Raw genomic sequence first — 19,889 nt, 5'->3', positions numbered from 1 at the left:
TCTGCCTCAAGCGACACCCCGGGACGCGAGCGAAGAATCGCCCCTGCCCTTGAGCGACGTCATGAGCGATACTCGGGTGAACACCGCCACGCCGGACCGAACTGCTTCCAATCGTCGAACCCCTATGAACAACACGTCTTCCGGCATCCGGCTCGAACCGTTCAAGGTCGCGTGCTCGAGCTGCAATCTGCGAGAACTGTGTCTGCCGGTCGGCATGTCCAACGATCAGCTCGAGCGCCTGGACACGATGGTGGCAACGCGCCGTGCAGTGCCGCGCGGCGAGACGCTGTTCCGCGCCGGCGATCCGTTCCTGTCGCTGTACGCGGTGCGCACCGGCTTCTTCAAGACCTGCGTCTCGTCGGAAGACGGGCGGGACCAGGTGACGGGCTTCCAGATGGCCGGTGAACTGCTCGGCCTCGACGGCATCGGCACCGACCGCCACACCTGCGACTCGGTCGCGCTCGAAGACTCGCAAGTCTGCGTGATCCCGTTCCAGCAGCTGGAAGACCTGTCGCGCGAGTTCAGCGACCTGCAGCGCCAGCTGCACAAGATCATGAGCCGCGAGATCGTTCGCGATCACGGCGTGATGCTGCTGCTGGGCAGCATGCGGGCCGAGGAACGCCTCGCTGCCTTCCTCCTGAACCTGACCCAACGGCTGCAGACGCGCGGCTTCTCGCCGCATTCGCTGATCCTGCGCATGACGCGCGAAGAGATCGGCAGCTACCTGGGCCTGAAGCTCGAGACGGTCAGCCGCACCTTCTCGAAGTTCCAGGATGACGGCATCCTGGAAGTCAAGCAACGCCAGATCCGCGTGCTCGACCCGCAAGCCCTGCAGAAGCTCGTCAACGGCTCCTCGGCCGCCTGCTGAGACGGCTGCCCATACGCCAGACGCCGCGCACCGCGCGGCGTCTTGCTTTCAGCGGCCGCGAAAGCTGCGGCTGTTGATCTCGGCTTCGCTGCGCGACAGCAGCAGCGTCAGGCCCGCCGCCGCGGCCACGACCACCCACAAGGCGAAGAAGGCCACGGTGTAGACCGCCACCGGCTGCAGTTCGACCACCGCACCGCCGAGCCAGCGCAGCGAGGCCGGGTCGACGAAGGCGAACAGCGCCAGCTCGAGCACCACAGCCGCCATGAAGGCCGGCCAGAGCACGGCGCTCCAGTCTCTTGCCCGCCGCTTCATGACCGTGCCCGCGAAAAGCGCGTCAGGGCGCCGCCGTGGCGGCGTGGTTGCGAGCCGCGACGGCCGGCGTGTCCGCCTGCACCTGGCCGGATTGAGGAACCGAAGACGGCACCTCGGTGATCACCGCCTCGGCGCCGCGGATCGCGATCACGGCCGTCGACAGCGACGCGACGACGACCACCAGCGGACCGCCAAGGACCAGCCAGACCATGCCGATGCGCCACCAGGGCGTCGTGTCGCGGGAAACTTGATTCGGACTCATCAGGGACTCCTGTCGTGGCCGCTTCAGCGGGGGACGACGAAGGTGGAATTCTCGGAAGCGACCACGGAAGACGGATCCCGGGCGTCGGGCAGCCGGTCGACGTGGAACTGTATCGTGTGGGCACCGGGCCCTGCCTGCGTGGCGGTTTGCGGCGGCACGCGCAGCGCGATCGTCACCCAGCGGGCGCCGGCGGATTCGACGTCGAACTCCGGCTGCCCGTCGATCACCATGCCCGCCAGGCCTTCGGCACGCACGCGGTAGCGCTGCGGCGACTCGGTGGCGTTCATGACCTGCAGCCGGTACAGGTTCTCGATGTAGCCGTCGTCGACGATGCGGGCGAGCGACGCCCGGTCACGCACCACGTCGACGCGGAACGGGTGTCGAAGCGCGAGGCTGGCGGCGAATGCGCCGACGATGACGAACAGGATCGCGGTGTACACCAGCACCCGCGGCCGGAACACCCGCTGCAGCATCTGCCCGCGCGTCTGGTGCTGCGCCATGCCGTTCTGCGTGGCATAGCGGATCAGCCCGCGCGGGTACTTCATCTTGTCCATCACGCCATTGCAGACGTCGATGCAGGCGGTGCAGCCGATGCACTCGTACTGCAGGCCATCGCGAATGTCGATGCCCGTGGGACAGACCTGGACGCACAACCCGCAGTCGATGCAGTCGCCCAGCCCCTGGCTGCGCGCGTCGACCTTGCGCGAACGCGTGCCGCGCGGGTCTCCCCGCTCGGCGTCGTAGCTGACGATCAGCGTGTCCTTGTCGAACATCGCGCTCTGGAAACGCGCGTACGGGCACATGTACTTGCAGACCTGCTCGCGCATGTAGCCGGCGTTGCCCCAGGTGGCGAAGCCGTAGAACAGCGTCCAGAAGGTCTCCCACGGGCCGAGCGTGAAAGCGAACGCGGATGGCAGCAGCTCGCGGATGGGGGTGAAGTAGCCGACGAAGGTCAGGCCGGTCCACAGCGCGATCAGGATCCAGACGGTCTGCGTTGCGCTCTTGCGCCACAGCCGCTGGAAGTTCCAGGGGCCGGCATCGAGCCGCATGCGGGCGTTGCGGTCGCCTTCGAAGCGCCGCTCGACCCACATGAAGATCTCGGTGTAGACCGTCTGCGGGCAGGCGTAGCCGCACCACAGCCGCCCGGCCACCGCGGTGAACAGGAACAGCGCATACGCCGAGATCATCAGCAGCGCCGACAGGTAGATCAGGTCCTGCGGATACAGGACCAGCCCGAAGATGTAGAAGCGCCGCGCCCCGAGATCGAAGAGCACCGCCTGGCGCGCGTTCCAGTCGAGCCAGGGCAGGCCGTAGAACACGAGCTGCGTGATCCACACCAGCGCCCAGCGCCAGCCGTTGAACCAGCCCGAGACCGAGCGTGCGTAGATGCGCTTGCTCTTGACGTAAAGAGAAACGACCGCCTCGGTCGCGGCACCGGCTGTCGCCGGCGCCTCGTCCGAGGCGGCCGATGCCGGGACGGGCCGGTTGTCGAGGTCGGCCCGGGCCTGGCTCATCTCATGCTCCCGTTCAGCGCGTCGCGACGGTGCTCGTCTGCGACAGGCTCCAGACGTAGGCACCCAGCACGTGGATCTGCTCCGGGCTCAGCCGCGAGGCCTGCGCCGGCATGATGTTGACCTTGCCGTTGACGACCATGTCGACGATCGCCTGCTCGCCATAACCGTGCAGCCAGATCTTGTCGGTCAGGTTGGCCGAACCCACCGCCTGCATGCCCTTGCCGTCGGGGCCGTGGCAGGCCGCGCAGACCGCGAACTTCGCCTTGCCCTGCTGCGCCGCCACCTCGTTGTGCGGGCTGCCCGACAGGCTCAGCACGTACTGGGCGACGTTCTTCACGTCTTCGGGCGTGCCGACGGCTGCAGCCATCGGCGGCATGTTGCCGACGCGGCCGAGGGTGATCGTTTCCTTGATCTTGTCGAGCGTGCCGCCATGCAGCCAGTCGTTGTCGGTCAGGTTGGGGAAACCCTTGCTGCCGCGAGCATCCGAGCCATGGCACTGGGCGCAGTTGTTGGCGAACAGGCGCTCGCCGATGGCCATCGCCTGCGGGTCCTTGGCCAGCACCTCGGCGGGCTGGTCGACGAACTTCGCGTACAGCGGCGCCATCTGTTCACGCGCCTTTTCCATCTCGGTCGAGTGCTGGCCGGTGCTGGTCCACTGCAGCGAACCCTTGTGGCTGCCGAGACCCGGATACAGAACCAGATAGATGACCGCGAACGCGACCGTCACGAGGAACAGCCCGGCCCACCAGCGCGGCAGGGGGTTGTTCAGTTCGCGCAGGTCCTCGTCCCAGACGTGGCCGGTCGTGTTGTCGTCGGCCATCACCTTGCGGCGGCTGGCGATGATCAGCAGCACCAGGCAGAAGACCAGGCTGACGATGGTGATGCCGGCCACATAAAGCGACCAGCCTGAGTTGAAGAAATCGCTCATTTCCGTTCTCCTGAGGCCTCGACGCCTTCCTTCTCGGCGAAGGGAAGCATCGCGGCCTCATCGAATTGGCCACGGCGCCGCCGAGACCAGGCCCAGACCACGATCCCGATGAAGAGCGCGAAGCTCGCGACGGTGACGATGGTGCGGAGGGTGTTGATGTCCATGGTCGTGGACGGCGTCACTTGACGGCCGTTCCCAGCACCTGCAGGTAGGCGATGACCGCGTCCATCTCGGTCTTGCCCTTGACCTCGCCGGCCGCCTGCGCGATCTCGTCGTCGCTGTAGGGCACGCCGACCGAGCGCAGCGCCTTCATGCGCGGCGCCAGACCGTCGGCGTCGACCTCGTTGCGCGACAGCCAGGGGTAGGCCGGCATGTTGGACTCGGGCACCAGATCACGCGGGTTGTTCAGGTGAATGCGGTGCCACTCGTCGCTGTAGCGGCCACCCACGCGCTGCAGGTCGGGGCCCGTGCGCTTGCTGCCCCACTGGAACGGATGGTCGTAGACGAACTCGCCGGCCATCGAGTAGTGGCCGTAGCGCAGCGTCTCGGAACGGAACGGACGCACCATCTGCGAGTGGCAGCCGTAGCAGCCCTCGCGGATGTAGATGTCACGGCCGGCCAGCTGCAGCGGCGTGTAGGGCTTCAGGCCTTCGACCGGCTGGGTCGTCGAGCGCTGGAAGAACAGCGGCACGATCTCGACGAGCCCGCCGACGGCAACCGTCAGCAGGATCAGCACGATCATCAGGAAGTTGCTGGTCTCGATCTTCTCGTGACCGCCGACGGCATGGTTTTTTGCCATGGTCATGTATCTCCTAGGGTTCTGGCGGTCAGGCGTGGGCGGCGACCATCGGGATCGGGGCCGGGACGACCTTGCCGCTCTTGATGGTCATGACCGTGTTCCAGGCCATGATGACCATGCCGGTCAGGTACAGCAGGCCGCCGCCGAGGCGGATCACGTAGAACGGGTACGTGGCCTTGACGCCTTCGACGAAGCTGTAGACCAGCGTGCCGTCGGGGTTGACCGCACGCCACATCAGACCCTGCATGACACCGGCGATCCACATCGCGGCGATGTAGAGCACGATGCCGATCGTGGCGATCCAGAAGTGCAGCTCGATGGCGCGCGTGCTGTACATCGTCTGGCGGCCGAACATGCGCGGGATCAGGTGGTACAGCGAGCCCATCGAGATCAGGCCCACCCAGCCGAGCGCACCACTGTGCACGTGGCCGACGGTCCAGTCCGTGTAGTGGGACAGCGCGTTGACCGTCTTGATCGACATCATCGGCCCTTCGAAGGTCGACATGCCGTAGAACGACAGCGAGACGATCAGGAACTTCAGGATCGGGTCGTCGCGCAACTTATGCCAGGCGCCCGACAGCGTCATGATGCCGTTGATCATGCCGCCCCAGCTCGGGGCCAGCAGGACCAGCGAGAAGATCATGCCGATCGACTGCGTCCAGTCGGGCAACGCGGTGTAGTGCAGGTGGTGCGGGCCCGCCCACATGTACGTGAAGATCAGTGCCCAGAAGTGCACGATCGACAGGCGGTAGCTGTAGACCGGGCGGCCGGCCTGCTTCGGGATGTAGTAATACATCATCCCCAGGAAGCCGGCGGTGAGGAAGAAGCCGACGGCGTTATGGCCGTACCACCACTGGACCATCGCGTCCTGAACGCCCGCGTAGACCGAGTAGCTCTTGGTCAGCGACACCGGCACTTCGGCGCTGTTGACGATGTGCAGCAGCGCCACGGCGATGATGAAGGCGCCGAAGAACCAGTTCGCCACGTAGATGTGACGCACGGTGCGCTTGCCGATCGTGCCGAAGAACACGATGGCGTAGGACACCCACACGACGGCGATCAGGATGTCGATCGGCCACTCGAGCTCGGCGTACTCCTTGCCGGTCGTGAAGCCCAGCGGCAGCGAGATCGCCGCGAGCAGGATCACCACCTGCCAGCCCCAGAACGTGAACATCGCCAGCTTGGGCAGGAACAGCGAGGCCTGACAGGTGCGCTGGACGACGTGGTAGGAGGTCGCGAACAGCGCCGAGCCACCAAACGCGAAGATGACCGCGTTGGTGTGCAGCGGCCGCAGACGCCCGTAAGTGATGTAGGGGATGCCGAAGTTCAGGTCCGGCCATGCCAGCTGGGCGGCGATGATCACCCCCACCAGCATGCCGACGATCCCCCACAGCACGGCCACCACGGAGAAATACCTCACCGGGGTGTCGTAGTACACCGGGGTCGCCGGTGACGATTCATGAGCCATACGGCTTCTCCTCGCGTCGTTCAGGAAGCAAATTTGACGATTTTTCTGGCTTGATCTGGGTTAAGACTTGATGGTCATCAACCGGACCATCGTCGTCCCGCAAGATGCGCTCGCCTTCGTGCTCGAGGTCCTCGAACTGACCGCGATGCAGGGCCCAGCCGAAGACGCCGAGGATGATCAGCACCAGCACCGCCGACAGCGGGATGAGCAGGTACAGGATGTCCATGCGACGACCTCAGCGCCCCGCCCGCAGCGCGTTCAGCACCACGAAGAGCGAACTACCCGCCATGCCCAGGCCAGCGGCCCACGGCGGTAGCCAGCCCACCAGGGCCAGCGGAATGCACGCGGCGTTGTACGCCGCGGCCCAGATCATGTTCTGCCGCACGATGCGCATCGCGCGGGCGGCGACGCAACGCGCCGTGACGAGGTCCAGCGGCCGGTTCGACGCCAGCACGGCATCGGCCTGGGCGCGGGCGACCAGCGCACCCTGCCCCATCGCCAGCGACACGTCGGCGCGCGCCAGGACCGGCGCGTCGTTGACGCCGTCGCCGACCATGACGACGCGGTCACCGGCGCGCTGAGCCGCGGCCACCGCCGCCAGCTTGTCCTCGGGACGGGCGCCGCCGACGAAGGAGTCGAGGCCGAGGCGAGCCGCCAGGCGGGCCGCACGGGCCGGCGCATCGCCAGACAGCAGCGTGACACGCACGCCGGCAGCCTGCAGCGCACGCACCGCGTCATCGGCACCGGGGCGCAGCAGTTCGTCGAACCCGAAGGCCGCCACGGGCTTGCCGTCACGCGACAGCCAGACCTGCACCTCGTCGCGCTCGGCCGCCCCGGCAAACGCGGCTCGGCCGAGACACCACGGCACGCCATCGCCGTCGACTCCGCGCAGGCCCTCGCCGGCCACTTCCTCGACCGACTGCCAGATCCGCCCGCTGGCCGGCAGCGCCGCCGCCAGCGTCTGCGACATGGGGTGACGCGACCAGGCGGCCAGCGAAGCGGCATGGCCCAGCGCGTCCACCGACTCGTCGAAGACCCGGGTCACGGCGAGCGCCGGACGGTCTTCGGTCAGGGTGCCGGTCTTGTCGATGAACACCCGCTCGGCACGGGCGAGATCCTCGAGAGCGTCCAGGCGCTGCAGCAGCACGCCGCGGCGCGCCAGGCCGCCGGCGGCGGCGACCATCGTCGCCGGCGCCGCCAGCGACAGCGCGCAGGGGCAGGTGACGATCAGGACCGAGACCGCGACCCAGATCGCACGCGAAGGATCGATGACGCTCCAGACGGCCGCACCGCCGGCGGCCAGCAGCAGCACCGTCCACAGGAAGGGCACCGCCCAGTGGTCGGCGACGCGCGCCAGCGCCGGGCGCTGCGACATCGCCTCGCGCATCATCGAGACGATGGCCTCGTAGCGTGTGTCGGCGCCGGCCCGCTCGACGAGCATCGTGACCGGCGCACCGAGGTTCAGGCTGCCGGCGACGACCGCCGCGCCGAGGGGCTTGTCAACCGCGACCGACTCGCCGGTCAGCAGCGACTCGTCGGCCTGGGTCGCCCCGTCGACGAGCGCGCCGTCCGCCGGGAAGGCCTGCCCGAGCGCGACGCGCACCCGGTCGCCGGCGACGAGCCGCTGAACACTCACTTCGGTGGTGCTGCCGTCGGCCTCGAGCCGCTGCGCGGTCTCGGGCAGACGGGCCAGGGCCCCTTCCAGCGCCGCCGCCGCACGATGGCGGGCACGCAACTCCAGGTAGCGCCCACCGAGCAGGAAGCTGACGAACATCGTCAGCGAGTCGAAGTACACCTCATGACCGAAGACGCCTGCCGGGTCGAAGGTCGCCCCGGTGCTGGCGACGAAGGTCACGGCCACGCCGATCGCGACCGGCACGTCCATGCCGATGCGGCCGCTGCGCAGCCCGCGCCAGGCGCCGCGGAAGAACGGCCCGGCCGAGAACAGCACCACCGGGATCGACAGCACCCAGCTGCCCCAGTTGAGCAGTTGCCGCATCTCCATCGAGAAGTCCGCCGGGCCCGCGACGTAGCTGGGGGTCGCGAACATCATGACCTGCATGGCGCAGAAGCTCGCCACGAACAGGCGCCACAGCGCGGCACGGTGCTCGGCGCGACGCATCTCGCGCGCCGGCGCCGCGGCGTCGGGAACCGCGTCGTAGCCGGCGGCGCGGATCGCGGCGATCAACGCGGAAGGCTGCGTGCGGGCCGGATCCCAGCGCACGGTGGCACGCTGTGCCGCGGCGCTGACACGCGCCTCGCGCACGCCGTCGACCGCCCGCAGCGCGTTCTCGATGATGCCGGTGCAGGCGGCGCAGTACATGCCGGAGACCTGCAGCGCCGATTCGCCCAGCCGCACCCCGTCGCTCTCCTGGACCCAGCGCGTGAAACGCGCCTGCTCCAAAGGATCGTCGACGGCGGCCAGGGAGGGGGCCGCTTGCTGGACGGGGGCGATGCCGGTGAGACTCATGGAAGCTGGAGATCGGGGGCGGCGGTCACCGTCGCCGGAATATGTAGTTTCGCTTCCTGCCTCGAACATGACGACCTATATCAAAGTTTATAGCTATCCGCGTTTGACCGGAGTACTTGCACTTCTTGTCTTTTTTGCGCTACGAGCAGCACACGCTCAGGGGGGGCCACAGCCGAAGCTGCCCACCGTGCCATTGACGGCGGGCATGCACGTGATCCAGGCCGAGGTGGCGCAGACCCCCGAGCAACAAGCCACCGGGATGATGTTCAGGCGCGAGATGGGCCCGAACGAAGGGATGCTGTTCTTCAACCGCGAGGCGGGGGTGCGCTGCTTCTGGATGCGCAACACCTTGCTGCCGCTGTCGATCGCGTTCATCGCCGACGACGGCACCGTCGTCAACACGGCCGAGATGCAGCCTCAAAGCGACGAATCCCACTGCTCGGCGAAGCCGGTCCGCTTCGCCCTTGAGATGCGTCAGGGCTGGTTCGCCAAACGTGGCATTGGCGCCGGCTTCAAGCTCCGCGGCGCACCGTTTGGCAACTGAGCCGCACTGATTTACTCAAACAAAAAACCGACCGCGCCGGTTGGGCTTGCGGTCGGTTAGCGCGATCAGCCCGTCAGGGCGTGATCGACCGGGGATCAGACGCGATCAGGCCGCGTAGTTCGCCTCGGCGAACGACCAGTTCACGAGCTTGTCGAGGAAGGTCTCGACGAACTTCGGGCGCAGGTTGCGGTAGTCGATGTAGTATGCATGCTCCCAGACATCGACCGTCAGCAGCGGCGTGTCGCCGGTGGTCAGCGGCGTGCCCGCGGCACCCATGTTGACGATGTCGACCGAGCCGTCGGCCTTCTTGACCAGCCAGGTCCAGCCGGAGCCGAAGTTGCCGACCGCCGACTTCACGAAGGCCTCCTTGAAGGCAGCGTAGGAGCCCCACTTCGCCGCGATCGCCGCGGCCAGCGCACCCGACGGCTCGCCGCCGCCTTCGGGCTTCATGCAGCTCCAGAAGAAGGTGTGGTTCCAGATCTGCGCGGCGTTGTTGTAGATGCCGCCGGAAGACTTGCGCACGACCTCCTCGAGCTCGAGACCCTCGAACTCGGTGCCCTTCTGCAGGTTGTTCAGGTTCACGACGTACGCGTTGTGGTGCTTGCCGTGGTGGTACTCCAGCGTCTCGCGGCTGTAGTGCGGCGCCAGGGCGTCGAGGGCATACGGCAGGGGAGGCAGCGTGCGTTCCATGGAGTCGTTCCTGTGGGTGGATGAAAGCTGTCGGGGATTGTAGGCACCGCATTCATTTGATGCAGACCCCTTCCGTTCGACCCCGAAGACGCGTATGGCCGCCGCCCCGTCCGCCCAGACGGCCCGCAGCTCGTCGCCCGGCCGCAGCCCGCCCGCCCGCAGCACCGGCCGCCCGGAAGGTGTCTCGACCCAGGCGTAGCCGCGCTGCAGCACCCGCGCCGGGTCGAGCGCCGCCAGACGCTGGCGGCCGAGCTCGAGGTTCGAGCGCAGGCGATCCAGGCGCGACACCGTCGCCGCGCGCAGACGCAGGCCCAGCGCCATCGCACGTTGCGTTCGCTGCGACAGCTGAGGTGCCAGCGCCTGCTGCAAGCGCAGCTCCAGCGCCGCCAGCCGCTGACGCTGCTGCGCCACCCCGGCGGCCGGCCGCCCCAGGCGCAGCGCGGCGGTGTCCAGGCGCTGGGCCTGGCGATCGAGCTGGCGCCGCAGCGCACGCTGCAGCGCCTCGGACCGGGACGCCAGCGCCACCAGCAGGTCGACGCGGGCCGGCGCCGCCAGCTCCGCCGCCGCCGTCGGCGTCGGCGCGCGCAGGTCGGCGGCAAGGTCGGCCAGCGTGACGTCGGTCTCGTGACCCACGCCGCAGACCACCGGGATCGGCGACGCCGCCACCGCGCGCACCACGCGTTCGTCGTTGAAGGCCCACAGGTCCTCGAGCGAGCCGCCGCCGCGCACCAGCAGCAGCACCTGGACCTCGCGGCGATCGGCCGCCGTGCGCAGCGCGGCCACGATCGCCGCCGGCGCCTCGCCGCCCTGGACCGGCGTCGGGTAGACGACGACCGCCACCTGCGGCGCCCGCCGCGCCAGCGCGGTGAGCACGTCGCGCAGCGCCGCGGCACCGGGCGAGGTGACGACGCCCAGAACACGCGGATGCGGCGGGATCGGCCGCTTGCGCGCCGCGTCGAAGAGTCCGGCCGCCTCCAGCCGGGCCCTCAGGCGCAGAAACTCCTCGTACAGCGTGCCCGCCCCCAGGCGCTGCAGCGCCTCGACGACGATCTGCAGTTCGCCGCGCGCGTCGTAGACACCCAGCCGCCCGCGCAACTCGACCTGCAGGCCGTCGCGAGGCTGGAAGTCGAGCAGCGCCGCGGCGCGGCGGAACATCGCGCAGCGCAGCAGCGCCGGCTGGCCGTCGTGGTCCTTCAGCGAGAAATAACAGTGGCCGCTGGCGGCGCGCGTGAAACCCGAGATTTCGCCGCGCACGGCGACCGCGCCGAAACGCGCCGACAAGGCATCGGCGGTGGCCAGCAACAGCCCCGCGACGCTCCACACCTGGCGCGGCGACGCCACACCCGCAGCCGGGTCAGGCGCGCTCATTGCACCCCCCGTCACGGCGGAACTCCACAGGCCGGAACATCAGGTCAGGCGGGCGCGTATACCACGCCGGGAGCCCACGAAGATCTCGCAAGTGATTGATTTCACTGAAGAAAAAAATGCTGAAAAATGGGGCAAACCAAGCGCGGCCCAATCCTGGCGCGGGTTTGGAGCGGCTGCCGACGGCTTCTCCACAAAGTTATCCACAAATGGCGTGGATACGCGCCGGGGGCTTCGCAGATTGCGCCGCAGCGGCTGTGGCGGACAGGGCTTGCCTCATAATCCGCCGGCTGCGGCGAGCCCTGCCGCTCACCTCGAAGAACCCCTTGCTGACGATCATACAAGCGGCCGGCTGGCCGATCTGGCTCCTGATCCTCTGCTCGATCGTGGCCCTGGCGCTCATCATGGAGCGGCTGTATCACCTGCGCACGCCGCTGATCGCCCCCCCGACGCTGCTCGACGAGGTCATCGGCGTTTCGCGCAACAGCCTGCCGGCGCAGGACGTCGTCGCCAAGCTGGCCGACAACTCGCTGCTGGGCGGCGTGCTGGCCGCCGGCCTGCAGGCCGTGATCGCCGACCCGCGCATCCAGGAGCAGGCCCTGCGCCAGGCGATGGAGAACGCCGGGCGCACCGCGGTGCACACGACCGAGCGCTACCTGAACACGCTCGGCACGATCGCCGCGGCGGCGCCGCTGCTGGGGCTGTTCGGCACCGTCATCGGCATGATCGAGATCTTCGGCTCGCAGGCGCCCACCGGCGCGACGAACCCGCAGATGCTGGCCCACGGCATCTCGGTGGCGCTCTACAACACCGCCTTCGGCCTGATCATCGCGATCCCGTCGCTGATGTTCTACCGCTACTTCCGCGGCCGGGTCGACGCCTTCCAGCTGACGATGGAACTGGCCGCCGAGCGCCTGGTGCCGCACCTGATGCGTTTCGCCGTGCGCGGCAACCCGGCCGCCTGAGCCCACGATGCGCTTCAGCCGCCGCCGCCCCGAGGAACCGGAGATCAACCTGATCCCGTTCATCGACGTGCTGCTCGTCGTGCTCATCTTCCTGATGCTGTCGACGACCTATTCGCGTTTCACCGAGCTGCAGATCACGCTGCCGGCGGCCGACGCCGAGAAGCTGCGCGAACGGCCGGCCGAGATCATCGTCGCCGTGGCCGCCGACGGCCGCTACGCGATCGACCGCCAGGCGGTGGACGGCCGAGACGTCGCGCAGCTGGCCGCCGCGCTCGGCGCCGCCGCCAAGGGCCGCCAGGACGTCGTCGTCATCATCTCGGCCGACGCGATGGCCGCGCACCAGTCGGTGATCAACGTGCTCGACGCGGCGCGCCGCGCCGGGCTCTCGCGCCTGACCTTCGCCTCGCAGACGCCGAACGGCGCCCGCTGATGTCGCTGGCCGCGCGGCTCGAGGCGCTGCTGCTGCGCCACTGGTGGCGGCCGCGGCGCACGGCGCTGGCGGCGACGCTGGCGCCGCTCGAGTCGCTCTATGCTGGCGTGTCGCGCCGCGCCGCCGAGGTCCAGCCGCAACGCGCCCCGGTGCCGGTGGTCGTCGTCGGCAACCTGATCGTCGGCGGGGCCGGCAAGACGCCGACCGTCATCGCGCTGGTGCGCGCGCTGCAGGCCGCCGGATACACGCCGGGCGTGATCTCGCGCGGCTTCGGCCGCGACGGCGACGGCGTGCACGACGTCCGGCCCGACGCCTCGCCTGCCGACGCCGGCGACGAACCGCTGCTGATCCGCCGCCGCGCCGGCGTGCCGGTCTGGGTCGGCCGGGATCGTGTCGCCGCCGCGCGTGCGCTGTGCGCCACCCACCCGGAGGTCGACGTGCTCGTCTCCGACGACGGCCTGCAGCACCGACGCCTGGCACGCGACGCCGAGATCGTCGTCTTCGACGAGCGCGGCATCGGCAACGGCCGGCTGCTGCCCGCCGGCCCGCTGCGCGAGCCGATGCCGGCGACACTGTCGCGCGGGCGCTTCGTGCTCTACAACGCGCCGGCCCCGACGACGCCGCTGCCGGGCGTCTGCGCGACGCGCACGCTGGGCGACGCGCTGGCCCTGGAAGACTGGGCGGCCGGCCGTCGCGGCGAAGGCGTCGCGCTGGCCACGCTGCGCGGCCGCCGCCTGCTGGCGCTGGCCGGCATCGCCTCGCCCGAGCGTTTCTTCTCGATGCTAGAGGCCGCCGGGCTGGAGATCGAACGCCTGCCGCTGCCCGACCACCACGACTTCGCCGCCCTGCCCTGGCCGGCCGGCACGCCGGAGGTGCTGGTCACCGAGAAGGACGCCGTCAAGCTCGCCGGCCGTAACGCGGGCGGGACGCGCGTGTGGGTCGTCGGGCTAGACTTCGCGCTTCCCGATTCACTCGTTCAGGACGTGCTGCGCCTCATCGCGCCGCCGCGAACCCGATGACGCTCGACCACCGTCTGATCGACCTGCTCGTCTGCCCCGTCTGCAAAGGCCCGCTGGAAGTCTCCCGCGACGAGCTGCAGCGCCCCACCGACCTCGTCTGCAACGCCGACCGCCTCGCCTTCCCGATCCGCGACGGCATCCCGGTGATGCTCGAGACCGAGGCCCGCAGCCTGGACCTGCCACCCGCGCCGTGAGCTTCACGGTCCTGATCCCGGCGCGCCTCGCGTCGACGCGCCTGCCGCGCAAGCCGCTGGCCGACATCGGCGGGCTGCCGATGATCGTGCGTGTCGCGCGCCGCGTCGCCGATGCCGGTGCCGAGCGGATCGTCGTCGCCTGCGACGACGCCGACATCGCCGCAGCCTGCGCCGCGCACGGCGTCGAAGCCGTGCTGACACGCGCCGACCACCCCAGCGGCAGCGACCGCCTGGCCGAGGCCTGCACGCTGCTGGGCCTGGACGGCACGGCGCGCATCGTCAACGTGCAGGGCGACGAGCCGCTGATCGACCCGGCGCTGGTGCGCCGCTGCGCCGATCTGCTCGACGAGCGCCCGGACTGCGTGATGAGCACGGCCGCGCACGCCATCGATTCGGCCGAGGACTTCGCCAACCGCAACGTCGTGAAGGTCGTGCTCGACGCCGCCGGACGTGCGCTGTACTTCAGCCGCGCGCCGATCCCGTGCTGGCGCGACGGCGCGCCGGGCGCGCTGGCCGAGCCCGCGCCGCTGCGCCACGTCGGCATCTACGGCTACCGCGCCGGCTTCCTGCGCCGCTTCCCGGCGCTGGAGCCCGCGCCGCTGGAGCGGCTGGAGTCGCTGGAGCAGCTGCGCGTGCTGTGGCACGGCGAACGCATCGCGGTGCACGTCGCCGCCCACGCGCCGGGTGCCGGCGTCGACACGCCGGAAGACCTGGAGCGCGTGCGCGCGCTCTTCGCCTGAACGCCGGGCGGCCCCGGCCCGGTCGCCCGGGCGTCAGGCTGGCGCGGGAGTGCGCGTGTTACGCTCCTTTGAATCGCGCCCGGCAGCGCCGGCCGCAGCAAGCATCACCACAAAGCTCGAGGAAGCGATGAGACTGATCCTGTTGGGGGCGCCCGGCGCCGGCAAAGGCACGCAGGCGGCCCAGATCTGCCGCAAGTACGGCATCCCGCAGATTTCCACCGGCGACATGCTGCGTGCGGCGGTCAAGGCCGGCACCGAACTCGGCCTGGCGGCCAAGAAGGTGATGGACGCCGGCGGCCTGGTCAGCGACGACATCATCATCGGCCTGGTCAAGGAACGCATCGCGCAGCCCGACTGCGCCGGCGGCTTCCTGTTCGACGGCTTCCCGCGCACGATCCCGCAGGCCGACGCGATGAAGGCCGCGGGCGTCAAGCTCGACGTCGTGCTCGAGATCGACGTGCCCGACGAGGCGATCATCGAACGCATGAGCGGCCGCCGCGTGCACGTCGGCTCGGGCCGCACCTACCACGTCAAGTACAACCCGCCGAAGACCGAAGGCGTCGACGACGAGACCGGCGAGCCGCTGATCCAGCGCGAGGACGACAAGGAAGAGACGGTGCGCAAGCGCCTGGACATCTACCAGAGCCAGACGCGCCCGCTCGTCGACTACTACTCCGCCTGGGCCGCCACCGGCGACGCGCAGGCCCCCCGCTACCGCCGCATCAGCGGCACCGGCACGGTCGAGGAGATCACCGGGCGCGCGTTCGCGGCGCTCGAGAGCTGATCCTCCCGGCCCTTTCTTTCCCCCGCACGCCCGTCAGAGGCGAAGGAGACAACGGATGGAAATCCAGGGCAAGGTGTTCATCGTCACCGGCGGCGCGTCGGGCCTCGGCGAAGGCACGGCACGCCGGCTGGCGGCCCACGGCGCCAAGGTCGTCGTCGCCGACCTGCAGGTCGAACGCGGCGAAGCGGTCGCCCGCGAGATCGGCGGCGTCTTCGTGCGCTGCGACGTCAGCCAGGAGGCCGATGCGCAGGCGGTGGTCGATGCCGCAGTCGCGGCCGGCAAGCTGGCCGGCCTGGTCAACTGCGCCGGCATCGCGCCGGCGGTGAAGACCGTCGGCAAGGACGGCGCGCACCCGCTGGCGACGTTCACGAAGACGATCCAGGTGAACCTGGTCGGCTCGTTCAACATGATCCGCCTGGCCGCCGCGGCGATGGCGAAGAACGAGCCCGAGGCGACCGGCGAGCGCGGCGTGCTGATCAGCACCGCCAGCGTCGCCGCCTACGACGGCCAGATCGGCCAGGCGGCCTATGCCGCGAGCAAGGGTGGCATCGTCGGCATGACGCTGCCGATCGCGCGCGACCTGGCGCGCAACGGCATCCGCAACATGACGATCGCGCCGGGCATCTTCGGCACGCCGATGCTGTTCGGCATGCCTGCCGAAGTGCAGCAGGCGCTGGCCGCCGGCGTGCCCTTCCCCAGCCGCCTCGGCACGCCCGAAGACTACGCCAAGCTGGTGCAGCACATCGTCGAGAACGACATGCTCAACGGCGAGGTGATCCGGCTGGACGGGGCCATCCGGCTGGCGCCGAAGTAAGAGCAGGCGGGCGGCACCACGGCGTGCCGCATGGCACGGCCCCGCCGGGTCGGTGCAATGTCAGCGGATTCGACGCACCTTCGGCGTTGAACGAACGCCTTCCATCCGCAGGAAGAAGCTGCCGAGCATGCCGCGCTCGATGACCGCTTCGTTGTTGGTCAGCGTGACGGTGCCGGAGTCGTTGCCGATGAACTCCCAGACCTGACCGTTGTCGAGCTTGAACGTCGCACCCGGTCGCCAGCCGTCGAATTCGCTGACGATCCGGACCTTGACGCTGGAAAGCGTTTCACGCACGACCGGGCTCGGCAAACCGAACTCCTTCGTCTTGCGCTCGGCTTCGGCGGTTCGCTTGCGCTCCTCCTCGCCCTTCAGTTCGCGAGCACCGGCCTCGAAACAGGCCAGACGCGCGTCACGGTCGGCCAATTCGAGGCACGAGGCGATGCCTCCGGAAGCCGCCGCGTGCGCAGGCACGAGCCCCACGGAGAGCAGCACCGCAAACAGCCCGGAATAAGCAAACTTCATCACGAATCACCCTTGAAAGAAAAAAAGGGGCGACCCATGGTCGACCCCTTTCGCCGGTAGTGCGCGTTCCACGAGAGAACGCGCAAACTACCAATCGACAGTACGACGGATTACAAGTCGAAGCGGACGCCAGCGTAATAGCGGCGGCCGATCGCATCATAAACGTCGGCAGCCGTGCCGGCACCGGTCGTGCCCCACAGGAGCGCGTTGCTGTCCGTCTTCGGGCCCTTGGCATTGAACGCGTTGTCCATGCCGAAGTACCAGGTCGCCTTGCCGTAGGTGTAGGAGGCCTGGAAGTCGAACTGCATGTACGACGGCACGCTGACCACACCGCGACCGAACAGCTGGTCGTCGAGGTAGGACTTGCCGATGTACGTCGTCGTCGTGTTGATCGCGAAGTCCTTGTAGGTGTAACCCACGGACAGCGCCGCACGATCACGAGCCGCTCCGATCTCGCCGACGAACGGGTCCTTCGTGCCCAGGCGAGCGACCGGCAGTTCGTAGCCGTCATCCAGATACGTGTAAGCGATACGGCCGCTCAGGCGCCCCGGACCGACACGGTCACTGTACGAAGCCGTCAGGTCAACACCCGAGGTGAAGAGACCACCGCTGTTCGTCGCCGGAGAGTTGACGTACTCAAGAGAACCAGCGCTGTTCGCGCCGATGTTGGCCGGGCGACGAATGATGAACTGGCAGAAGTACGTGTCCCCGCCGTAGCACTGGTTGAGCGAAGTCTGACGACCCACGTTCGTGATCGCGTCTTCGATCTTCACCCGGAAGTAATCCGCGGTGAACACGACGTTTTTCAGCGCGCTGGGAGCGTAGACCAGGCCCAGGGTCCAGGTCTTGCCCGTTTCTTCCTTCAGGTTCGGGTTGCCGGAGTCGTAACCGCTGACGCCTTGCGCGTCCGACTGGTTCAGCGTGAACGAGCCGTTCGCGGCGATGTTCGCGGCCACGCCAGGGTCGGCACGGCAGGCATCGTCACGCGCGCCGGGCGAGGTGGCCGTCACGCCGACGCAGGGATCCTGGACCTGCGGGAAGGTCTGGCTCGCGGGCGAGTACAGCTCGTTGATGTTCGGGGCACGAACCGCCAGGGCCTTCGTCGCGCGGACACGCAGGTCACGCGTCGGCGCCCACTCCAGGCCGGTGGTCCAGCTGAAGGTGCGGCCGACGGTGCTGTAGTCCGACGAACGGATCGCGGCGTTCAGCGACAGCGACTTGGCCAGGATCTGGTCCTTGACCAGCGGGATGCGCGTCTCGGCGAACAGTTCGCGCACCGAGAACGAGCCTTCGGTGCGGGGGATGGCGTTGCCGGCGTTCAGGCCCGCTTGCTGCAGCGCGTCGAACTCGGTGCGCGCATATTCCTCGCGCCATTCGAAGCCCGCCGCGACGCCGACCTTGCCGGCCGGCAGCGCGAACGGCTCGCCGCGGATGACACCACCGGCCAGCTTCTGCGACGTGAAGGTCGACAGCATGCCCGGGGCGAGGATGTACTTCAGCGCGTCGGCGGAGATGTTGCCGGCACCGAAGATGTTGGCCGGCACGCAGCCCTGGGCACGGGCGTCGGCGCTGATGCAGACCGCTTCGGTGGTGTTGCCGTCGCCGTCGACGTCGTCGACGTCGGTCATGGCCTGCAGCGCTTGCGCGAAGTTCAGGACGTTGACCTGGCCGCTGGAGACCTGCGACTCCTTGGTGGCGCCGTAGGACACGTAGGTGTCGTAGTCCCAGCCGTCGAAGATCGAGCCACGCAGACCGGTCGCGATGCGGAAGGTGTCGCGGTCGGCCTTGTTGCCGCGCGTGCCAACCTCCGACAGACGGCGAGAGAAGAAGTAGTCACGCAGGCCGTCGCCGTCGTTGTCGACGAGGTCGGCGAGGATGCCCGCCGGGATCAGCGGGTTGACCACCACCGAGCCGTTGACCAGGAACTCGGCCGGAACCTGCCCGCCCGACGAGGGGAAGAGGGCTTCGGAGTCCAGCGGGAAGGGCTCGAGACGCGACTTGGTCTGCGTCTGAGCGTAGTTCGCTTCGAGCCAGGCGCTGTGGTTGTCGTCGATCGCGTACTCGCCTTGGGTGGCAAAGACGAAACGCTTGGTCGGAATCGCGAGATAACGATCGTTCTGGCGGTTGTAGCCGTAGGCGCCGACACCGTCGCCGGCCGGGCCGTTGGTGGACCACGGAACGACGTTGCCGTTGGCGTCGACGGTGTAGGTGCCGCTGTCGCCGAAGAAACGGCCGCTGGAGCCGTAGCTGGAGTAGAAAGGCCCGACGAACTTGAAGACATCTTCCGGCTTACGGGTCGTGTAGGCCAGGGAGATGTTGTCGAACGGCACGCCATGGTCGCGCGCCATCACCGCGCCCTGATCGGAGAACCCGATGTGGGCCATGATGTTGCCGCGCCCGTTCTCGCTGTTGGCGCCCATCGTCATGCTGAAGACGTCCTTGCGGTCGTCGCCCTTGTCGGACACGCCGTGCTGAGCATTGACGCTCAGGCCTTGGAAGTTCTTCTTCAGGATGATGTTGACGACACCCGCGACGGCATCGGAGCCGTAGGTCGCGGAAGCGCCGCCGGTCAGGATCTCGACACGCTCGATGAACTCGGTCGGGATCGTGTTCAGGTCGACCGACGCGCTGCCCGGGACGCCGGCGACGAAGCGACGGCCGTTCACCAGCACCAGGGTGCGGTCGGAGCCGAGGTTGCGCAGGTCGACCGTGGCGACACCGGCGCTGGAGGTCGCGAAGTTGGAGTTGGTGCGGCTGATGCCCGGGACACCGACCGTCGGATTCTTGGTCAGCAGTTCCTGGACGTTGACGATGCCGGCCTTGGCGATCTCTTCACCGGTCACGACCTGGACGGGGGAAGACGATTCGCCTTCCAGCGAACGGAGGCGAGAGCCCGTGACTTCAATGCGCTCGGTGCCGGCCGACGTGGCCGACTGGGCGAGAACCGGGGAGGCCGAAAAGCCGATGCCGCCGCCAAAGGCGACCAGCAGGCAGGTTGCAAGCTTCGTTCGCTTGAACATTAAGTTCACTCCTGTGGTGTGTTGATCCAAAGACTCTCGTCCCCGAGCAAGCCCTGTGCCGTGTAACCGCCTTGCGGGCATCGCCGGAGAACCGTGAACCGATTGTCAAGCTGCGTCATGTGCCCGGTCAGCACGGGAAAGTCATGACGCAACTCGAACCGGTCAGTTCACTTGGCCGAGG

General features: G+C 68.6%; 21 protein-coding genes and 1 pseudogene. 9 read left to right on the top strand and 13 right to left on the bottom strand.

Features of this window, described 5'->3' with window-relative positions; translation table 11 throughout:
• The first annotated feature begins 124 nt into the window (after positions 1–124).
• Positions 125–868 carry a fumarate/nitrate reduction transcriptional regulator Fnr gene (gene fnr, locus G5B56_RS01945; RefSeq protein ID WP_009857294.1) on the top strand — a complete coding sequence of 248 codons (744 nt, stop codon included), beginning with the start codon at positions 125–127 and terminating at the stop codon, positions 866–868.
• A 48-nt stretch (positions 869–916) separates the two neighbouring features.
• Here the strand turns inward: fnr and G5B56_RS01940 are convergent, their stop codons facing one another.
• From G5B56_RS01940 to G5B56_RS01900, 9 genes are read right to left on the bottom strand one after another with little or no spacing between them, the layout of a single operon-like run.
• A complete protein-coding gene (locus G5B56_RS01940) occupies positions 917–1,150 on the bottom strand; it encodes a hypothetical protein (protein WP_009857293.1) in 234 nt (77 codons plus the stop codon).
• A 52-nt stretch (positions 1,151–1,202) separates the two neighbouring features.
• Positions 1,203–1,442, bottom strand: coding sequence for a hypothetical protein (locus G5B56_RS01935; protein ID WP_240920622.1), 240 nt, complete (start codon positions 1,440–1,442; stop codon positions 1,203–1,205).
• A gap of 23 nt (positions 1,443–1,465) precedes the next feature.
• Positions 1,466–2,956, bottom strand: coding sequence for a cytochrome c oxidase accessory protein CcoG (gene ccoG / locus G5B56_RS01930; RefSeq protein ID WP_164962147.1), 1,491 nt, complete (start codon positions 2,954–2,956; stop codon positions 1,466–1,468).
• Between the two features lie 13 nt (positions 2,957–2,969).
• Positions 2,970–3,884 carry a cytochrome-c oxidase, cbb3-type subunit III gene (gene ccoP, locus G5B56_RS01925; RefSeq protein ID WP_009857290.1) on the bottom strand — a complete coding sequence of 305 codons (915 nt, stop codon included), beginning with the start codon at positions 3,882–3,884 and terminating at the stop codon, positions 2,970–2,972.
• Positions 3,881–4,048 (bottom strand): CcoQ/FixQ family Cbb3-type cytochrome c oxidase assembly chaperone, encoded by a 168-nt coding sequence (locus G5B56_RS01920; protein WP_029718459.1) that lies wholly within the window; start codon positions 4,046–4,048, stop codon positions 3,881–3,883. Before G5B56_RS01920 ends, ccoP begins: the two co-directional genes overlap by 4 nt.
• A 14-nt stretch (positions 4,049–4,062) precedes the next feature.
• Positions 4,063–4,689, bottom strand: a complete 627-nt coding sequence (gene ccoO / locus G5B56_RS01915) for a cytochrome-c oxidase, cbb3-type subunit II (RefSeq protein WP_009857288.1) — start codon at positions 4,687–4,689, stop codon at positions 4,063–4,065.
• A 22-nt stretch (positions 4,690–4,711) separates the two neighbouring features.
• Positions 4,712–6,151 (bottom strand): cytochrome-c oxidase, cbb3-type subunit I, encoded by a 1,440-nt coding sequence (gene ccoN, locus G5B56_RS01910; protein ID WP_029718458.1) that lies wholly within the window; start codon positions 6,149–6,151, stop codon positions 4,712–4,714.
• Positions 6,141–6,377: a cbb3-type cytochrome oxidase assembly protein CcoS gene (gene ccoS, locus G5B56_RS01905; RefSeq protein ID WP_164962146.1), complete on the bottom strand. Its 237-nt coding sequence runs from the start codon at positions 6,375–6,377 to the stop codon at positions 6,141–6,143. Before ccoS ends, ccoN begins: the two co-directional genes overlap by 11 nt.
• Positions 6,378–6,386: 9 nt before the next feature.
• Entirely contained in the window at positions 6,387–8,621 is a 2,235-nt protein-coding gene (locus tag G5B56_RS01900; RefSeq protein ID WP_240920621.1) for a cation-translocating P-type ATPase, read from the bottom strand.
• Positions 8,622–8,688: 67 nt separating this feature from the next.
• Between G5B56_RS01900 and G5B56_RS01895 the strand changes: the two genes are divergently transcribed.
• Positions 8,689–9,165, top strand: a complete 477-nt coding sequence (locus tag G5B56_RS01895; protein WP_164962144.1) for a DUF192 domain-containing protein — start codon at positions 8,689–8,691, stop codon at positions 9,163–9,165.
• Between the two features lie 105 nt (positions 9,166–9,270).
• On the opposite strand, the gene G5B56_RS19840 is transcribed toward G5B56_RS01895, so the two are convergent.
• Together G5B56_RS19840 and xseA are read right to left on the bottom strand one after the other, a co-directional pair.
• Positions 9,271–9,855, bottom strand: a complete 585-nt coding sequence (locus tag G5B56_RS19840) for a Fe-Mn family superoxide dismutase (RefSeq protein WP_240920642.1) — start codon at positions 9,853–9,855, stop codon at positions 9,271–9,273.
• Positions 9,856–9,942: 87 nt separating this feature from the next.
• A pseudogene (gene xseA / locus G5B56_RS19835) lies at positions 9,943–11,223 on the bottom strand (exodeoxyribonuclease VII large subunit); the annotation flags it as partial.
• Positions 11,224–11,546: 323 nt separating this feature from the next.
• Between xseA and G5B56_RS01885 the strand changes: the two are divergent.
• From G5B56_RS01885 to G5B56_RS01855, 7 genes are all read left to right on the top strand, one after another.
• On the top strand, positions 11,547–12,185 hold the full coding sequence (locus G5B56_RS01885; RefSeq protein WP_009857282.1) for a MotA/TolQ/ExbB proton channel family protein: 639 nt from the start codon (positions 11,547–11,549) through the stop codon (positions 12,183–12,185).
• Between the two features lie 7 nt (positions 12,186–12,192).
• Positions 12,193–12,615 carry a biopolymer transporter ExbD gene (locus tag G5B56_RS01880; RefSeq protein ID WP_009857281.1) on the top strand — a complete coding sequence of 141 codons (423 nt, stop codon included), beginning with the start codon at positions 12,193–12,195 and terminating at the stop codon, positions 12,613–12,615.
• The gene (gene lpxK, locus G5B56_RS01875; protein ID WP_009857280.1) at positions 12,615–13,634 is read left to right on the top strand and encodes a tetraacyldisaccharide 4'-kinase; all 1,020 of its coding nucleotides are present in this window, start codon (positions 12,615–12,617) and stop codon (positions 13,632–13,634) included. The genes G5B56_RS01880 and lpxK overlap by 1 nt, the downstream gene beginning before the upstream one ends.
• Entirely contained in the window at positions 13,631–13,828 is a 198-nt protein-coding gene (locus G5B56_RS01870) for a Trm112 family protein (protein WP_009857279.1), read from the top strand. The genes lpxK and G5B56_RS01870 overlap by 4 nt, the downstream gene beginning before the upstream one ends.
• Positions 13,825–14,568 (top strand): 3-deoxy-manno-octulosonate cytidylyltransferase, encoded by a 744-nt coding sequence (gene kdsB / locus G5B56_RS01865; protein ID WP_009857278.1) that lies wholly within the window; start codon positions 13,825–13,827, stop codon positions 14,566–14,568. Before G5B56_RS01870 ends, kdsB begins: the two co-directional genes overlap by 4 nt.
• Positions 14,569–14,695: 127 nt before the next feature.
• Positions 14,696–15,352 (top strand): adenylate kinase, encoded by a 657-nt coding sequence (adk, locus tag G5B56_RS01860; protein WP_164962143.1) that lies wholly within the window; start codon positions 14,696–14,698, stop codon positions 15,350–15,352.
• A gap of 55 nt (positions 15,353–15,407) precedes the next feature.
• Positions 15,408–16,166 carry a 3-hydroxyacyl-CoA dehydrogenase gene (locus G5B56_RS01855; protein WP_164962142.1) on the top strand — a complete coding sequence of 253 codons (759 nt, stop codon included), beginning with the start codon at positions 15,408–15,410 and terminating at the stop codon, positions 16,164–16,166.
• Positions 16,167–16,226: 60 nt separating this feature from the next.
• Here the strand turns inward: G5B56_RS01855 and G5B56_RS01850 are convergent, their stop codons facing one another.
• Positions 16,227–16,688 carry a hypothetical protein gene (locus G5B56_RS01850; RefSeq protein ID WP_138938842.1) on the bottom strand — a complete coding sequence of 154 codons (462 nt, stop codon included), beginning with the start codon at positions 16,686–16,688 and terminating at the stop codon, positions 16,227–16,229.
• Positions 16,689–16,798: 110 nt separating this feature from the next.
• Positions 16,799–19,708 carry a TonB-dependent receptor domain-containing protein gene (locus G5B56_RS01845; protein WP_164962141.1) on the bottom strand — a complete coding sequence of 970 codons (2,910 nt, stop codon included), beginning with the start codon at positions 19,706–19,708 and terminating at the stop codon, positions 16,799–16,801.
• Between the last annotated feature and the right edge of the window lie 181 nt (positions 19,709–19,889).

The sequence above is a fragment of the Rubrivivax sp. JA1026 genome (genome assembly GCF_011065555.1).
Lineage (GTDB): Bacteria > Pseudomonadota > Gammaproteobacteria > Burkholderiales > Burkholderiaceae_C > Rubrivivax > Rubrivivax benzoatilyticus.
This window is presented reverse-complemented; position numbering and strand designations above follow the sequence as displayed.

What these genes read in the sequence shown, in the direction of transcription:
- G5B56_RS01935 (WP_240920622.1), bottom strand. Translation starts at nt 1,442, where the DNA reads ATGAGTCCGAATCAAGTTTCCCGCGACACGACGCCCTGGTGGCGCATC.
- ccoP (WP_009857290.1), bottom strand. Translation starts at nt 3,884, where the DNA reads ATGAGCGATTTCTTCAACTCAGGCTGGTCGCTTTATGTGGCCGGCATC.
- G5B56_RS01900 (WP_240920621.1), bottom strand. Translation starts at nt 8,621, where the DNA reads ATGAGTCTCACCGGCATCGCCCCCGTCCAGCAAGCGGCCCCCTCCCTG.
- lpxK (WP_009857280.1), top strand. Translation starts at nt 12,615, where the DNA reads ATGTCGCTGGCCGCGCGGCTCGAGGCGCTGCTGCTGCGCCACTGGTGG.
- G5B56_RS01870 (WP_009857279.1), top strand. Translation starts at nt 13,631, where the DNA reads ATGACGCTCGACCACCGTCTGATCGACCTGCTCGTCTGCCCCGTCTGC.
- ccoO (WP_009857288.1), bottom strand. Translation starts at nt 4,689, where the DNA reads ATGACCATGGCAAAAAACCATGCCGTCGGCGGTCACGAGAAGATCGAG.
- ccoN (WP_029718458.1), bottom strand. Translation starts at nt 6,151, where the DNA reads ATGGCTCATGAATCGTCACCGGCGACCCCGGTGTACTACGACACCCCG.
- G5B56_RS19840 (WP_240920642.1), bottom strand. Translation starts at nt 9,855, where the DNA reads ATGGAACGCACGCTGCCTCCCCTGCCGTATGCCCTCGACGCCCTGGCG.
- G5B56_RS01880 (WP_009857281.1), top strand. Translation starts at nt 12,193, where the DNA reads ATGCGCTTCAGCCGCCGCCGCCCCGAGGAACCGGAGATCAACCTGATC.
- G5B56_RS01855 (WP_164962142.1), top strand. Translation starts at nt 15,408, where the DNA reads ATGGAAATCCAGGGCAAGGTGTTCATCGTCACCGGCGGCGCGTCGGGC.
- G5B56_RS01850 (WP_138938842.1), bottom strand. Translation starts at nt 16,688, where the DNA reads ATGAAGTTTGCTTATTCCGGGCTGTTTGCGGTGCTGCTCTCCGTGGGG.
- ccoS (WP_164962146.1), bottom strand. Translation starts at nt 6,377, where the DNA reads ATGGACATCCTGTACCTGCTCATCCCGCTGTCGGCGGTGCTGGTGCTG.
- ccoG (WP_164962147.1), bottom strand. Translation starts at nt 2,956, where the DNA reads ATGAGCCAGGCCCGGGCCGACCTCGACAACCGGCCCGTCCCGGCATCG.
- G5B56_RS01895 (WP_164962144.1), top strand. Translation starts at nt 8,689, where the DNA reads ATGACGACCTATATCAAAGTTTATAGCTATCCGCGTTTGACCGGAGTA.
- fnr (WP_009857294.1), top strand. Translation starts at nt 125, where the DNA reads ATGAACAACACGTCTTCCGGCATCCGGCTCGAACCGTTCAAGGTCGCG.
- adk (WP_164962143.1), top strand. Translation starts at nt 14,696, where the DNA reads ATGAGACTGATCCTGTTGGGGGCGCCCGGCGCCGGCAAAGGCACGCAG.
- G5B56_RS01845 (WP_164962141.1), bottom strand. Translation starts at nt 19,708, where the DNA reads ATGTTCAAGCGAACGAAGCTTGCAACCTGCCTGCTGGTCGCCTTTGGC.
- G5B56_RS01920 (WP_029718459.1), bottom strand. Translation starts at nt 4,048, where the DNA reads ATGGACATCAACACCCTCCGCACCATCGTCACCGTCGCGAGCTTCGCG.